Here is a 15,155-nt window from a genome sequence, read left to right on the forward strand (position 1 = left end):
TACTAGTTAGTTATCTTTCATTTCGGCTATTATATCGTTATAATCATTAAACAGATATCACTAAAAAAATAATTAATTAGTTTCCATGGACGTTTTTTATCACGCTAGATCGATTGTAACGACCCTTGTCAAGGCTGGCTACACTGCCTATTTTGCTGGGGGGTGGGTGAGGGATTTCGTCATGGGACATCCATCCGAAGATATTGACATCGCAACTAATGCTTCACCCGACGAAGTGATGGATTTGTTTGCCAATACTATTTTGGTTGGGCTGGCCTTTGGGGTGGTAATTATTGTCATCGAAGGACATCAGTTTGAGGTGGCAACTTTTCGTAAAGATCTCAATTATGTTGATGGACGCCATCCGCAAGGCATCGAATTGTCTACTTCGCGCGAAGACGCCTTAAGGCGAGACTTTACCATCAATGGGATGTTCTACGATCCGTTAGAAGAGGTCATACACGACTTTGTGAATGGGCGGGAAGATATCAGGCATGGTGTCATTCGAACGATTGGTAACCCACATGAACGTTTTTTTGAAGATCGGTTGCGGATGTTGCGTGCTTTCCGCTTTTCTGCCCGCTTTGGATTTGCTATTGACGAGGAAACGCAGCAGGCAATTCGTGAAAATGCTGAAAAGTTATTTCCCGCCGTTGCCATGGAGCGGGTATGGCAAGAATTTAATAAGATGGCGCCCTACCCCCGCTTCGATCAAGCCATTGTGGAAATGCATAGACTAGGTTTGCTGGACGTTATTTTTCCAGAAATGGATGGCATGCACATTAAAGAGCTTAGACACATTGTTGCCGCATATGGCCATTTTCCGGCCAATTGTCCGACTATTCTTTATCTGATGCCCCTATTTCCTGCTTTGTCGACAGAGCAAAAAGTGGAGATTGCCAAGCGCATCAAGGCTTCTAATCGCGATGTCAAACTCATCGAATTCATGGGCAGTTTGCACTCCCTTATTCGAGATGAAGAGGAGGGAAAGTCTTTAGAGCCCCATCAATGGGTGCATGTGCTAGCCCATCCAGACTATGGGCTTGTGCTAGCTGTATTGGCAGCTTTTTATGGCGATCAACGGCAAAGTTTCTTAAATGCCCATCAACTACGCACTCAAACGATGTTGCCTCATATCAAGCGCATTCAGGAGAACACACCTTTAATTTCGGCTGGATTTTTGAAAGAGCAGGGAATTAAGCCTGGTAAGGCGATGGGGATGTTACTTAAAGAAGCCGAGAGGCTTGCAGTGAATGAAGATTGGAGCGATCCAGCACCCGTTTTGAGTCTCTTAAAACAATCAACGCTATGGACACAAGCTTTATGACAGACCCTCATTTTATTACTAGTCTACAACATCCCTTTGTCAAACACCTTGTGAAGCTAAGGCAAGAGAGCCGTTACCGCTATGAACAAAAGTCGCTCATTCTAGAGGGAAGCAAACCCATTCAGGAAGTTTTACCTTTCGTCAAAAAACTTATCTACACCTCTGCCTATGCCCCTTATCTCGAGTTTCATGCTCCTGAAGAGTGGCATATAACAGAGAGCATTATGAAAAAAGTGTCGGGCAATAGCACGCCAGAGGGAGTCATTGCCGAGGTGCAGATGCCCCCTTTTGCTTCTTTGAAGCAATCGAGATCTATCTTGGCCTTGGATGGAATTAGCGATCCGGGTAATTTGGGAACGTTGATGCGCACCGCTCTGGCATTGGGATGGGACGGTATCTATTTGCTTCCGACCAGCTGCGATCCCTACAATGAAAAAGTATTGCGGTCGGCTAGAGGAGCGCACTTCAAGATTCCTTTGCGTCGAGGAAATATTAATGAGTTGCGACAGCTCGCTCAACAAGGCAATTTTCAAACGCTTGTGGCTGATATAAAGGGAGAAGCACCTGAAAAAATGAGATTGGGAAGCCGCAAAATTTTGGTGCTTGGCAATGAAGCGCATGGCCCTTCACCCGATCTTTTTGAGTTTTGCTCGCCAATCACGATTCCCATGCCGGGCGAGATGGAGTCTTTGAATGTCGCTGTTGCTGGTGGAATTTTGCTTTATTTATTGAAAAAGTGATCGAGGGTCTATGTCAATGTTCGAAAAAGAAAGGAAGGCTTAAATGAGCAATCCCAAAGATGACTCTCATTGGAGAGATCCAGAAGAAGATTATTTTCAAGCGCGAAAAGAAAGCCGCATGCAGCGCAAGCTTGCCTCTGCTAAGGATCGCTCTAAGTTCAAAAAAACGGATCAAGAGAAATACTTAAAAAACTTGGAAAAAGGGCATCAGCAAAAACTGAGCAAACAAGAGTGGCTGGAGGGGCGCGTCATTTCCATCATGCCTCAAGGAGTCATTGTCGATCATGAAGGAGAAAGGATCAGCTGTGTTTTGAAAGGGCTCATGAAGCGGGACAAAACGCAGGCTAAGAATCTCGTTGCCGTTGGCGATTTTGTGCTCTTTGAAAGGACGCATGAAGGGGAAGGGATCATTGCGAGCGTCAAACCGAGGCGCACCATTCTATCGCGTGCCGACAACCTTTCGCGCCGCAAAGAGCAGTTGATTGCAGTCAATATCGATCAGGTCATTATTACCGTCTCGGTGGTCAATCCTCCTTTAAAGCCGCCTTTAATCGACCGCTACATCATCGCGGCCCATAAAGGAAATATGGAGCCCTTGCTTGTCATTAATAAAGTCGACTTATTGGATCATGCAGAAGGGGTGGATGAAGCCTTTCTCGAACAAGAAAAAGCCCTTTACCAAGAACTCCTCAATGCTTATGCCGTGGCAGGCGTTCCTGTCATTTCGGTTAGTGCTGCCGAAAATAAGGGATTGGATGCTCTCCGGCAGGCTATGCAAGGTAAAGCGTCGGTGTTCTCTGGCCAGTCTGGTGTTGGAAAATCTTCGTTAATCAATGCCGTCACCGATTTAAACTTGCGCGTTGGTGAAACTGTTGAAAGAACGAAGAAAGGCTCTCATACGACGACGACGACGCAGCTCATCCCATTGGAATTTGGCGGCTGGTGCATCGATACGCCAGGAATCAAGAGCTTCGGAGTATGGGATCTCGATAAGAATGAGATTGAGGGCTATTTTCCCGAAATCCACGAGTGTGGCCTCGACTGCAAATTCCCCGACTGCACCCATTCCCATGAAGACAATTGCGCCGTGCAAAAAGCTCTTGAGGAGGAACGCATTTCCCTTGTTCGCTACATTTCTTATCAAGCCTTAATCCAAACCATTAATGAAAAACACGTGCGACGCTAGAAAACGTGAAGAGATTCTAGCGGACTTTACTTTGAGTGCCGCTCTCTTTTAAAATTAATGGCTTATCTTCGCTTTGCTAGTGTCTGGACTCTCATTGCCCTTCAACAGCCGATTCGGCTCTTTTTCTCAATTTTTTTACCCTCATTTAAATTTGAGATGGTTTCCCATGAATTTTTTAGTTTAAGCGATCCCACTTGGGAGTGCGTGGCGGCAAGAGAAGGAATGCTCACCGATTGGTCAGAAGCGAAAGAGAGGAATATTAGTCACAAGCGGAGTTATTTTTTAACCAGGCTATTCAAACGCTTAAGCCAAGGAAGAGAGAGTGGTTTTTGCACTAAAGGTTATGAATTGCTCCGGGCTCATTTTCCGCGCAGTACTTTCCCCATAGACTTGAATTTAAAGATGTACATGAAGGGGATTGAGCGCAGCGCTATTTTAGAAGAGGAACTTGGCAAAAATAGGGGCACATACGAGCTTATTGAGCAAAAAGCAACAAAGGCTGAGTCTAACGGCGATCTTTTTATTTTTGGTAATCTATTGACTTTATTTCCGAATAGTGGAGAAAAAACCTCTTCTTATTATCTTCAAGCAATCGAACAAGGGGCTTACTGGGTTTCCAGAGACTATTGGGTTACAAAATTAGCAGAGTCTGAAACCCAACAGATTGATTCGTTTCTGAAGGTGGTATTCACATTATTGGCAAACGAGGGAGAGGGGATTTTGATTTGCTTAGGAGACTCCCTACTCTATCGTGATCCAGATGAAGATAACGGTGAATTCTTGAATAAGTTCTTGGAAGAGGCTTCAGACGATCAGAGCATCGCTCTCTTATATCTTTTATGCACGTATAAGGGAGAAAAGGAGGAAGATATTAATGATAAGTTAGCTACTGGATATAACACTCATGAAGATGCAGGTCTCATCAAGGAACGCCTTGCATTTTTTTTGGATCGATTAGAGCTTCACTCGCAATCCCTGCTGACTTTATCGCGATTGGGGGAGATGTGCATATCTTGCCAAGAGCATCAAAAGGCTGAATCCATTTGTCAGGCAATAATGGATCGCTACTCGCAGACCAGGCTCCAGTCTGTTGACGAAGCTGTTTCAATTGCTCGTTTTTTTTTGATCATGGACAAGAGAGAGGGGGCCCTCCAAGTCTACGCTCGAGCGATTCAACTCTATCGAGGAGCCTATAGTCTAAGCGGGGAATGGGACACCTTTGAGGAAACTCCTCGAAAGTTTTTAGAAATCGGAGCGCTTTATTATGATTTATTGAATGATCAGCAATGGGCTTTGAGCTATACCAATCCTAAATATGCCTCTCTGTACTTCCATTTTTATTTGAAAGGCTTAGAAAGCTTGCCTTTTTCTATTGAAAAGACCGAAAAGATCATCGCCATTTGCCGCACGATCATGTGTAAAGATATTAGTAATTTTTCATTTTGTGCCGATTATTTAAAAGCCATTTTAAATAAAGGCCTACTTACTCAACTTTCGCCACAGGCATTGACTAACATTCTAGCGATTGCTCATGAAATGGAAGATCACTTTACAGATATCCATGATGCAATGATTCACCTTCGCAGGCTAGAAGGGCAGACCTATCCGGCCAATGAGAGATATGTGGCTTTAGAAGGCTTTTTAGCTACTCAGCACCGATTGGGGCATGTAGAGGCAGATGAGAATTTGCAGTTTCTTTATCAATTTGCAGACACCTTTCTCTTTTGCCGTTCACGCTTAGAGCATAGATATGATCAAATTCCAATGCGAAGCCCTTTTCCGCACAATAGTTCGGCATTCCTAAACTTTACTTGAGGGATAGACTTCCATTCCTTTGATTCGATAGGCTGGCATGATGCGGCCAGCCCTATCGAGCTCCTTTATAATCCACCTTATAGCCCTCTTTTTGCCTAAGGGGAGTTTTTAACAAGCTTAAGAAATATTTGTACTTTAAGCATGCCTGCCTTATGTTTAGCATTCGATCAAGCAAGAGGGATATATGGCATACGTAAGGTCTTTGAAAGGAAGAGAAATCCTCGACTCTAGAGGGAATCCAACAGTTGAAGTAGAATTGACGACCGATCAAAATGTGATGGTCAAAGCCTCTGTTCCATCTGGTGCCTCAACCGGAGAAAATGAAGCAGTAGAATTGCGCGATGGAGATCCCGATTATTACTTTGGAAAAGGAGTCTTGAAGGCTATTGCCAATATCAATGGTCCGATTGCGCAGATTTTGGTGGGAGAGCATGTATGCGATCAGGAAAGACTCGATCGCATGATGATCGAAGCCGATGGAACTGACAATAAGAGACGCTTTGGCGCCAATGCGATCTTGGCAGCTTCCCTCGCCCTTGCGAGGGCTGGCGCTTTGACGACTAAGCTTCCTCTTTACCGCTATATTGGTGGAGCCCATACCCATATTTTACCGTGCCCCATGATGAATATCATCAATGGCGGCGCTCATGCAGACAATTCGCTCGATTTTCAAGAATTCATGATTCGCCCAACAGGCGCTCCCAATTTCCGCGAAGCAGTTCGTTGGGGGGCGGAGATTTTTCACACACTCAAAGGCATTCTAAAGAAGGCCGGCCATGTTACGGCTGTTGGGGATGAGGGTGGATTTGCGCCTTCTTTAAATTCGAATGAAGAAGCTTTAGATTTGATCTTATTAGCCATTGAGAAGGCTGGCTACCGACCTGGTTCTCAAGTGACTTTGGCGCTCGATTGTGCTGCCTCTGAATTTTACGATAAAAGCACTCATCGCTACTTCGAGAAGAAGAAAAAGTTAAGGAATGAGAATTTTGCCGAACGGGCTGCTGATGAGCAGATCGATTACTTAGCCCAATTATGCCAAAATTATCCCATAGATTCCATCGAAGATGCCTTGGCTGAAGGGGATTGGGATGGATGGCAGCGTTTAACAGAGCGTTTGGGCCATACTGTTCAGATCGTAGGAGATGACATTTTTGTAACCAATCCCAAATTCTTGCGCAGAGGGATCGAAATGGGAGTTGGCAATTCGATATTAGTCAAGGTCAATCAAATTGGAACCTTGAGCGAAACGCTCGAAACCATCCGTTTGGCCCAAATCAACCGCTATGCAACCATCATTTCACATCGGTCAGGGGAAACAGAAGATAGTATCATTGCTGACATTTGCGTGGCGACCAATGCTGGCCAAATTAAAACGGGTTCTCTATCGCGTTCAGATCGCATTGCGAAATATAATCGTTTATTGGCAATTGAATCTGGACTCGGGACGACGGCTCTTTATCAAGATAGCAATCGGTTTCGCTATCCAAAGGCAAGCATCCTTTAGATTTTGCATTTTTCCCTTTTAACCTGGCCGCACAGCTTTGGTCCATGAAGACAGTGCTGTGCAGCCATTACAACGACAAAGAGCATGGATACGGTTTATACAATCGCCTTATTTGGAGAGGCTGAGAGAGGAGACTTTCGCACAGCCTATTTTTGCCAGTATTTAGAAGAATTGGACGAATACTTTGGCAATCCTCCCAATCAAAGCAAGGGACTCTATTATGCCGTGCAAGCACTTCTTTTTAAGCGCAATTTGATTTTTTTTCGCGTTGCCGAAGAAGGATTTAGTACGCAAGATTACTTATCGGGTTTAAAAATGCTGGAAGAACAAAGAATCATCCCTCACCTGGATGCTATCTGCATGCCGGGGGTTGGAGATCAAGAGGTTCTTGATGCTGCCCAACCCATTTGTGGACTCTATCATAGTATTTTAATTACCACTGAAGCCGATTTTTACGACTATCTGACCGGCGTTCGCTAGAATGACTTGCCTTTTTGCCCCTTCTGTATCATTTCTAAATTTGATATTTACTAAATTTTAATAAATTAATCCTAATCTATTTGTAATTTAAGAAATTCAAAACCTATGAGGTAATATGAATCGAATTGATCAACATCAAGGAGTCGAGTTGCATCCGTATGCTCCGCAGCTCGCACAAGTACCTCGCGACAATCGTGTGCAACAAATCGTAGAAAGGTCACTTGGAACCTCTGGCATGCTCAAAGCAATTGGGCTTTTAAGCGGAGTCGGCGCAATGGCGGCAGCGATTCTCGCTCCCTCGGCCTTGCCTTTGTTCCTAACATCTGGAGCTGTAAGTTTGATTGCCCTCCTCATTTTATCTTGCCAAAAAGCCGAACCAGTCAATCTTGGAATAAGTTTAGACCAGGCGCAGCGCTTGGAAACTGATTTTCAAAATTTTTATGACAGACTAGGAAATGACTTGGATAATGACGTTGTCTTAATAGAAGAATTTTTGGGCGAGTTAGCAATGAGACGCGATTCCCATTGGATTGAGCGCTATCGACAGGGAATTAGCATCCATTTAGAGGAATTAAAAAGCAGACTGAGCCTTAGAGAAACTGCACCTACTCGACGGGAAACTTTTACGCGTCTTGCACATGATAGCATTGCTCATTTAAAACAGTATTTGCAAGAAGCTATTGGGGCTTTGAGAGATTTTCAAGATTCTGTCCAACGGCTGATCCGCAGGACAGCTTAAATTCCCGGCCATTCGGTATAAGGGAGGGCTAAGCCCTCCCCCTTAAACCCAACTCTCCTAAATTCTTTATTAGAGACACGCTTTTCCGTGTTTAATCTTCCGCTTGCCAAGTTTTAGTAGTGGTTCAGGCGTGATTTAGGGGGTAAAGTGGGCTGTTTAGCGCCGGTCGCTCAGCTTGGAAAGCAAGCGCAGGATTTCAATATACAGCCAAACTAATGTGACCATGAGAGCAAAGGCACCATACCATTCCATATATTTTGGAACATTTGCACGGGCACCTTGTTCGATAAAGTCAAAGTCGATGATAAAATTTAAGGCTGCAATACAAACGACGAACACGCTGAATAAAATGCTAAATAAGCCGCTTCCTGTAATGAAAGAGACATTGATACCGAAAAATCCTAGGATAATGGCAACAAAATAAACGAGTGCAATGCCCCCTGTAGCTGCAACCACGCCTAGCTTAAAGTTCTCTGTTGGCTTGATCAAGCCCGTTTGATATATCACGAGCATCACAAGCAAAGTCGCAATGGTCAAGCTGACTGCTTGCATGACGATGCCCGGATAAGCGCTTTCAAAGATGCCTGAAATGCCACCCAAAAATAATCCTTCCATCAACGCATAAAGAGGAGCCGTGATAGGAGCCCACTCTTTTTTAAAGACGGTGACGAGAGATAAAATGAATCCACCAATTAAACCCACCATCATCCAGGTTTGAACGACAGCCGGGTTCTGACCGGCGTTAAAGTACGCTTTCCATACCCAAAGGGCCGGGAGAAGAACCATTAAAAGTAAAATGGCTGTTTTATTGACAGTTCCGCGAATTGTCATCGAATTTGAGTCTGAGACTAATCCAAAACCAGAAAAGGGATTGGATAAAAGAGCCGGATTAGAGGATCTCATGAGATCTCCTTTTGCTTATGTTGATAAGAGTTAATAAGAATAGTTTACCGCCTCTCATTTTTATTTGACAAGTCTTTGAGAAAACAAATTTAGCAAATGGATTGCCTCTTTGCTATTTTTTCAACTCTTAGGATTTTAAATATTTTGAAAGAAAAGACTTATTGCCCTATGATTAAACACTACGTTTATATGCCCCAATGAACTTGGAACGGAGGATGTTGGGCTTTTTTGGTCAATTTAAAAGAGATGTAAAGATATGTTTGGATTCCTCAAGAAAATCTTCGGCAGTGCTCATGACCGCCTATTGAATAGATATCGAAAAATCGTCGTCGATGTTAATCGGTGGGACGAAAAGTTTAAGTCTTTGAGTGACGAGCAACTGAAAGGCAAAACGGAAGAGTTTCGTCAGCGTTTGCAAAAAGGGGAGACTCTTGATCAAATCCTACCAGAGGCTTATGCCGTTGTCAAAAATGTGTGTCGGCGATTAAGCGGAACAGAAGTACACGTGTCTGGCTATAATCAACGTTGGGACATGGTTCCGTACGATGTGCAGATTCTTGGCGGTATCGCCATGCATAGCGGTGCGATTTCCGAGATGCATACTGGGGAAGGAAAAACGTTGACAGCGGTCATGCCGCTCTATCTCAATGCCTTAACTGGTAAGCCCGTTCATCTCATTACTGTTAACGATTATTTGGCGCAACGCGACTGCGAATGGGTTGGAACGGTTCTCCGTTGGCTTGGCCTGACAACGGGTGCTTTGACTAATAGCGTTCCGATCGAAGGCCGCAAGCAGATTTATGCTTGTGATGTAGTGTATGGAACGGCCTCAGAATTTGGGTTTGACTATTTGCGCGATAATTCGATGGCTATGTCGAAGGATGAGCAAGTTCAGCGCGGTTATTATTTTGCGATTATCGACGAAGTCGATTCTATCTTGATCGACGAAGCTCGTACGCCTTTGATCATTTCAGGTCCAGTTCCCGATAGCCGCCAAATGTATGATGAGCTGAAAGAAGGGGTGGCTGAACTGGTACGGCGTCAACGCGATCTTTGCAGCCGTTTGGCAACCGATGCGCGTAAAGTTTTCGATCAACTGGCCCTTGCTGATGAGAATGCTAAAAAAGACAAGAAGCAAGAAGAGGCTGAGCAAGAGGCTTACCGCAAATTGTGGCTGGTTGGAAAGGGTACACCGCAAAACAAGATTCTCAAGCGTTTAAAAGAAAATCCCGATGTCCGCGCAGCGATTGATAAATGGGACCTTTACTACCACGCCGAACAAAACAAGGAGGAGCGCATCCAAACCTTGGCCGAGCTCTACATGATCGTTGACGAAAAGGGCAATGAATACGAGCTGACGGATAAGGGCATTGGTGCATGGCAGACCTATACTGGCGGCATTGGCAGTGCAGAAGACTTCATCATGATGGATATCAGCGATGAATACATTCGCATCGACGAAGACGCAAGTTTAGACGCTGAAGCCAAAATGGCGCGCAAGATGCAGATTAAAGAAGAAGATGCCAAGCGTAAAGAACGTGCGCATAACTTGCGTCAGCTGCTCCGTGCGCACTTGCTCATGGAAAAAGATGTCGACTACATCATTTACGACAATAAAATTGTCATCATCGACGAAAATACGGGACGTCCTCAGCCAGGAAGACGCTTCTCAGATGGTTTGCACCAGGCGATTGAAGCGAAAGAAGGCGTAGAGATTCAAAAAGAGACCCAAACGTATGCGACGATTACACTGCAAAACTTCTTCCGCATGTATGAAAAGCTATCCGGTATGACAGGTACGGCGACGACCGAGGCGAACGAGTTTAAAGAAATTTACAAGCTCGACGTTCTCGAAATCCCGACTCACCGTCCCAATAAGCGTCAGGACTTCAATGACGAAATTTACATGACGGAAAGAGAAAAGTATAACGCCATGCTCAAAGAAGTTCGTGAGATTCACGAAAAAGGGCGTCCGATCCTCATCGGAACAGAGTCAGTGGAGGTTTCCGAAAAGCTATCGCGCATTTTCAAGCAAAACGGCCTTGAGCATACTGTCTTGAATGCGAAGCAGAACGAGCGCGAAGCGGAGATTGTGGCTCAAGCTGGTAAGCGCGGATCCATCACCATTGCCACCAACATGGCTGGCCGTGGAACAGACATCAAGCTGGAAGCGGGTGTTGCTGAAGTTGGCGGTCTGTACGTGATGGGAACAACGCGTCACCAATCTCGCCGTATCGATCGTCAGCTAAGAGGGCGTTGTGCGCGTCAAGGAGATCCCGGTAATTCCAAATTTTACATCTCGTTTGAAGATGCCTTGCTCCGCTTATTTGCCTCTCCTCGCATCACAGGCGTCTTGCAAAAGTTTCGTCCGCCAGAAGGGGAGCCCATTTCTGCCCGCATGCTCAATAAATCGATCGAAACAGCGCAGAAGCGGGTCGAACAGCGCAACTATACCATGCGTAAGCATACCTTAGAGTATGACGACGTCATGAATAAGCAAAGGCAGGAAATCTATGCCTTCCGCAATGAAATCATTGGAGTGGAAGATATCGAACCTGTGGCCATCGAAGTGATTGAAAGTGTTTGCGCACTTGGCGCCGATAAATTCTTTCAGAGCAGGTCGGATGAAGGGGGATGGGATCCAGAAGGATACCGTCAGTGGCTTCTCCACCTTTTCCCTGTGACTTTTGATGAGAATGCGTTTGACCAAGAGCATATGGAGATCGAAGAGATTGAAGCATTGGCTGCTGAAAAAGTTGTCGAGGCTTTCAAAGAGAAATTGGCGCGCGAAAATGCAAAAGTGCCAGCGCAGCTGATTGCCGATGGTGAACCTGCTCGTCCGGCTCATAGCGCAGTACGCAACCTGATGATTCGCAAAACCGATCAAATGTGGCAGGAGCATCTCTTGCGCATGGATCACTTGCGCTCAGATGTGACTTTGCGTGCTGTTGGGCAGCGCGATCCTTTAATGGAATTTAAGCATGAGGCTTTTGCCTTGTTCGATGAATTGAGCCGCACACTTCGCACAGAAGTGGCTCGTTCGATGTTCCGTTTTGAGATCATTGCTCCACAGCAAACGCTTCAGCAACTGCTGCAAGCAGGGCTGCGCATGGAGACCAATCGTTCGTTGTTTGCAGATTTACAGAACATTCAGCCGATGGCTCCAGAAGCCGATGAAATGGATGAGTCTAGCGAAGAAGAAGAGCAGTCTCCGGAAGCGCAAAAGGCAGAGCCTATCGTGGTGGGGCAGCGCACGGGACGCAATGACTTGTGTCCTTGTGGAAGTGGCAAAAAATATAAGAAATGTTGTCACCAGTCTGAAATGGCATAATAAACAAAGGGAAAGCGCCCTCAGCTAGTGAAACGCCTCCCATTTGGCCCCAAACCCCTATTACTTAAACGGTGATAGGGGTTTATTATTTTCACGGTCTTTTTTTTTTGCGTCTCTAAATAACTTGCCAAGCTGCTCATAAAAGATCAGTACATCAGCCGTTTAAACATTTCTAAAGGCCTTAAAAAATCGATATACAGGATGACGCGCTCTTCGTCTGAGTGATTCCAAGCGCTGTGTTCTAGGTTGTCATTGAAGACAATGGCTTCACCGGCTTTAGTCCAGGTATGCACCTGATCTCCAACCTTTAAGCCGCAAAGCCCACCTTCTGGAATAATGAGGCCCAAATGAAAAATGAAAGAATGGGGATTGTTATGCCTATGAGGAGCCAGTTCACTTTGGGGATGGAGTCTTGAAAGGCCTGCAAAGTTGATGCGGGGAAAGTGTTTAAAAAGGGCTGTGGAAGCTGGAAAACGGAGAGGAAGAGAGGCTAATAGCTCGTCTTTTTGAGCCGCGGTTAAATTAGCGCTAATTTCCATCCCATCACCCGAATAGTTGCCGAAGTAGAGAGGGCAAATCGTCCAGTCGCCACTCAAAAATTTACAGTGGCCACTTTGATCATAGGCATCACTTCCCCAGTGAAGCCAGACCTTGTTTTTGAGAAGTTCTTCTTGAATGATGGGGAAGTTGACTTGGACATCGTGCATGTCGATGAAATTATCGACCGGATAAAAAGGAGTTTGCTCATCGTATTTGAAAGGTAGCATAGACATCTCCTAGGCTTTTTTTATATTTTTATGCTGCCTTTTTTATTATAGCACGTAGTTAAAAAAATAATTTAAAACTTCCGGATAAAAAGTTCCTTGTTTTCTCAAGTGAACTAAAGCCATCTATCTAAAGGTGCTGATCGACGAGAATGGTATTTCTATCTGTTCATTATTGATATCCATTCTTCACTCTAGTGTATTTTTTTACCGATATAGCAGTAATACTTAAAAATAAAATATTTTTAGTTGTTATTTGGGGGTAAATGACTAATTTTACCGTCTAAACGGTTAAATTAGTCATTTCCGAGAATATAAATATTTCTTTAATTGGGAGAGTGTTAACTTTTGCCTTTAGTCGTGCTGGATCAAAGAGGGGGGGGAAAGTACTTGCATGGAAGAGGGAAGGCGAAGAGTTGTGATCTCGAATGTGAGCCCGCAAATTGAGGCTGGCCGTTTCGCCATTAAGCGCGTGATTGGTGAAGAGGTCGTGGTGGAGGCGGATATCTTTACGGATGGCCATTACAAAGTTGCGGCCTATTTGTATGTCCGCTCTGACAGAGAGGCGGAGTGGCAAGAAATTGTGATGGAGCCAAAAAGCAATGATCGTTGGTTAGGCCGTTTCATTACTCAGGCAATTGGAATGAGTTTTTATAACATCATTGCATGGATTGACTATTTTGAAACGTGGCAAAAAGACTTAGAAAAGAAATTTAAGGCAGCCTCTCCGATTGAGATCGACTTGCAGATCGGCTTGCAAATGATCCAGGAGGCGTTATGCTGCAGAGAAGAACAGCAATTGAGGGAGTGGTTGCTGGCAATTGAAGGGGCTAGAAATCAGAAGCAGGCCATTTTACTGGCAACTGATCCGACTCTTACACAGTTGATGCGCAACTGCTATCCTAATCGGCAGTGGGAAACGACGCTTCCACATCCTTTGCCTCTCTCTGTCGATCCTCCCAAAGCCGGTTTTAGTGCCTGGTACGAGTTATTTCCCCGTTCGAGCGGAGAGCAGTCGGGAACGTTTAAGGATTGCGAGGAGCTATTGCCAGGGATTGCCAAGATGGGTTTTGATGTCCTCTATCTTTCACCCATTCATCCGATTGGGATCTCAAAACGGAAAGGAAAAAATAATAGCTCCGATGCCTTGGCTGGCGATCTTGGGAGTCCTTGGGCGATTGGATCTCAAGTAGGAGGACATAAGACCATTCATCCAGAACTTGGGACAGAAGAAGAGTTGCGCCATTTTGTGCAGGCGGCAACCTATTTGGGCTTGGATGTTGCTTTAGATATTGCTTTTCAATGTTCCTTGGACCATCCCTATGTAAAAGAGCATCCAAATTGGTTTCGTTGGCGTCCCGACCAAACGATTCAATACGCAGAAAATCCTCCTAAGAAATATGAGGATATTGTTCCTTTCTTTTTTGAGACAGAGGCTTGGCAAGCTTTGTGGGAGGAGTTGAGAAGCATTTTTTTGCACTGGATTCGATTAGGCATCAAAATTTTTCGCATTGACAATCCTCATACGAAGCCATTTCCTTTTTGGGAGTGGGTCATTCGAACAATCAAGCAGGACTTTCCAGATGTTATTTTCTTGGCAGAGGCCTTTACGAGGCCCAAGGTGATGTATTGGCTAGCCAAAATAGGATTTAGTCAGTCCTACACCTATTTTGCTTGGCGCCACACCAAGCAAGAATTGATTGAATATTTAACAGAACTAACCTCAACTGATCTCAAAGAGTATTTTCGACCCAATTTTTGGCCGAATACGCCAGATATTTTGACAGAAGAGCTTCAAATGGGTAACAAAGCGACTTTTATGGTCCGTTTTGCCTTGGCTGCGACCCTTTCTTCCAACTATGGCATTTACGGCCCAGCTTTTGAACTCATGATTCAAGACGCATTGCCTGGAACGGAGGAGTATCGCGATTCTGAAAAGTATGAACGAAAACGCTGGAATCGAAACGATCCCAAAAGCCTAGCCAGTTTCATTGCTCAAATCAACCAAATTCGGCGCGAAAATGAAGCCCTTCACATGACGGCTAATTTGCAGTTTCTTCCAGTAGACAATGCTAATATTCTCTGCTATGGCAAATTTTGCGAGAATCCCTCAAATAATCTACTGATTGTCGTGAGCTTAGATGCCTTTAATCTGCAAGAGGGTACATTGACGATTCCGTTGGAGGAGCTTGGCATACAGCCGCAGGAGCCTTACCGGGTACATGAGCTCTTGAGTGATCGTTATGCAATTTGGGAAGGGGGAAGTCAGCCAATGATTCTTCATCCAAAGGACATGCCTGTGAAGATCTTTCGCATTCAACGACGGTTGCTCAGAGAAATGGATTTTGAATATTTTATGTAGAGGA

General features: G+C 44.8%; 11 protein-coding genes. 9 read left to right on the top strand and 2 right to left on the bottom strand.

Annotated elements, in window-relative coordinates; genetic code table 11:
* Window positions 1-85 precede the first annotated feature (85 nt).
* From PNK_RS00620 to PNK_RS00650, 7 genes are all read left to right on the top strand, one after another.
* Complete coding sequence (locus PNK_RS00620; protein WP_059059642.1) at window positions 86-1,327, top strand: CCA tRNA nucleotidyltransferase; 1,242 nt, start codon at window positions 86-88, stop codon at window positions 1,325-1,327.
* Window positions 1,324-2,067 carry a TrmH family RNA methyltransferase gene (locus PNK_RS00625; protein WP_059059645.1) on the top strand — a complete coding sequence of 248 codons (744 nt, stop codon included), beginning with the start codon at window positions 1,324-1,326 and terminating at the stop codon, window positions 2,065-2,067. Before PNK_RS00620 ends, PNK_RS00625 begins: the two co-directional genes overlap by 4 nt.
* 43 nt (window positions 2,068-2,110) lie before the next feature.
* Window positions 2,111-3,253: a ribosome small subunit-dependent GTPase A gene (rsgA, locus tag PNK_RS00630; RefSeq protein ID WP_032124794.1), complete on the top strand. Its 1,143-nt coding sequence runs from the start codon at window positions 2,111-2,113 to the stop codon at window positions 3,251-3,253.
* Between the two features lie 57 nt (window positions 3,254-3,310).
* A complete protein-coding gene (locus PNK_RS00635) occupies window positions 3,311-5,068 on the top strand; it encodes a hypothetical protein (RefSeq protein WP_059059647.1) in 1,758 nt (585 codons plus the stop codon).
* A 184-nt stretch (window positions 5,069-5,252) separates the two neighbouring features.
* Window positions 5,253-6,572 carry a phosphopyruvate hydratase gene (gene eno, locus PNK_RS00640; protein WP_032124796.1) on the top strand — a complete coding sequence of 440 codons (1,320 nt, stop codon included), beginning with the start codon at window positions 5,253-5,255 and terminating at the stop codon, window positions 6,570-6,572.
* An 84-nt stretch (window positions 6,573-6,656) separates the two neighbouring features.
* A complete protein-coding gene (locus PNK_RS00645; protein ID WP_032124797.1) occupies window positions 6,657-7,052 on the top strand; it encodes a hypothetical protein in 396 nt (131 codons plus the stop codon).
* 115 nt (window positions 7,053-7,167) lie between these two features.
* Window positions 7,168-7,791: a hypothetical protein gene (locus tag PNK_RS00650; protein ID WP_059059649.1), complete on the top strand. Its 624-nt coding sequence runs from the start codon at window positions 7,168-7,170 to the stop codon at window positions 7,789-7,791.
* 156 nt (window positions 7,792-7,947) lie between these two features.
* Here PNK_RS00650 and PNK_RS00655 read toward each other — a convergent pair whose 3' ends face one another.
* Complete coding sequence (locus PNK_RS00655) at window positions 7,948-8,694, bottom strand: Bax inhibitor-1/YccA family protein (protein WP_059059651.1); 747 nt, start codon at window positions 8,692-8,694, stop codon at window positions 7,948-7,950.
* A 256-nt stretch (window positions 8,695-8,950) separates the two neighbouring features.
* On the opposite strand from PNK_RS00655, the gene secA reads away from it, so the two are divergent.
* Window positions 8,951-12,025, top strand: coding sequence for a preprotein translocase subunit SecA (gene secA, locus PNK_RS00660; protein ID WP_059059653.1), 3,075 nt, complete (start codon window positions 8,951-8,953; stop codon window positions 12,023-12,025).
* 146 nt (window positions 12,026-12,171) lie between these two features.
* Here secA and PNK_RS00665 read toward each other — a convergent pair whose 3' ends face one another.
* Entirely contained in the window at window positions 12,172-12,792 is a 621-nt protein-coding gene (locus PNK_RS00665) for an aspartyl/asparaginyl beta-hydroxylase domain-containing protein (RefSeq protein ID WP_051981815.1), read from the bottom strand.
* A 391-nt stretch (window positions 12,793-13,183) separates the two neighbouring features.
* On the opposite strand from PNK_RS00665, the gene PNK_RS00670 reads away from it, so the two are divergent.
* Window positions 13,184-15,151: an alpha-1,4-glucan--maltose-1-phosphate maltosyltransferase gene (locus PNK_RS00670; protein ID WP_059059655.1), complete on the top strand. Its 1,968-nt coding sequence runs from the start codon at window positions 13,184-13,186 to the stop codon at window positions 15,149-15,151.
* Window positions 15,152-15,155: the final 4 nt, after the last annotated feature.

The organism is Candidatus Protochlamydia naegleriophila, from assembly GCF_001499655.1.
In the GTDB taxonomy this organism is placed as follows: Bacteria; Chlamydiota; Chlamydiia; order Chlamydiales; family Parachlamydiaceae; genus Protochlamydia; species Protochlamydia naegleriophila.

Excerpts from the sequence above, each read along its gene's own strand:
- secA (WP_059059653.1), top strand. The coding sequence starts at position 8,951 with ATGTTTGGATTCCTCAAGAAAATCTTCGGCAGTGCTCATGACCGCCTA.
- PNK_RS00650 (WP_059059649.1), top strand. The coding sequence starts at position 7,168 with ATGAATCGAATTGATCAACATCAAGGAGTCGAGTTGCATCCGTATGCT.
- rsgA (WP_032124794.1), top strand. The coding sequence starts at position 2,111 with ATGAGCAATCCCAAAGATGACTCTCATTGGAGAGATCCAGAAGAAGAT.
- PNK_RS00655 (WP_059059651.1), bottom strand. The coding sequence starts at position 8,694 with ATGAGATCCTCTAATCCGGCTCTTTTATCCAATCCCTTTTCTGGTTTT.
- PNK_RS00620 (WP_059059642.1), top strand. The coding sequence starts at position 86 with ATGGACGTTTTTTATCACGCTAGATCGATTGTAACGACCCTTGTCAAG.
- eno (WP_032124796.1), top strand. The coding sequence starts at position 5,253 with ATGGCATACGTAAGGTCTTTGAAAGGAAGAGAAATCCTCGACTCTAGA.
- PNK_RS00635 (WP_059059647.1), top strand. The coding sequence starts at position 3,311 with ATGGCTTATCTTCGCTTTGCTAGTGTCTGGACTCTCATTGCCCTTCAA.
- PNK_RS00645 (WP_032124797.1), top strand. The coding sequence starts at position 6,657 with ATGGATACGGTTTATACAATCGCCTTATTTGGAGAGGCTGAGAGAGGA.
- PNK_RS00670 (WP_059059655.1), top strand. The coding sequence starts at position 13,184 with ATGGAAGAGGGAAGGCGAAGAGTTGTGATCTCGAATGTGAGCCCGCAA.
- PNK_RS00625 (WP_059059645.1), top strand. The coding sequence starts at position 1,324 with ATGACAGACCCTCATTTTATTACTAGTCTACAACATCCCTTTGTCAAA.
- PNK_RS00665 (WP_051981815.1), bottom strand. The coding sequence starts at position 12,792 with ATGCTACCTTTCAAATACGATGAGCAAACTCCTTTTTATCCGGTCGAT.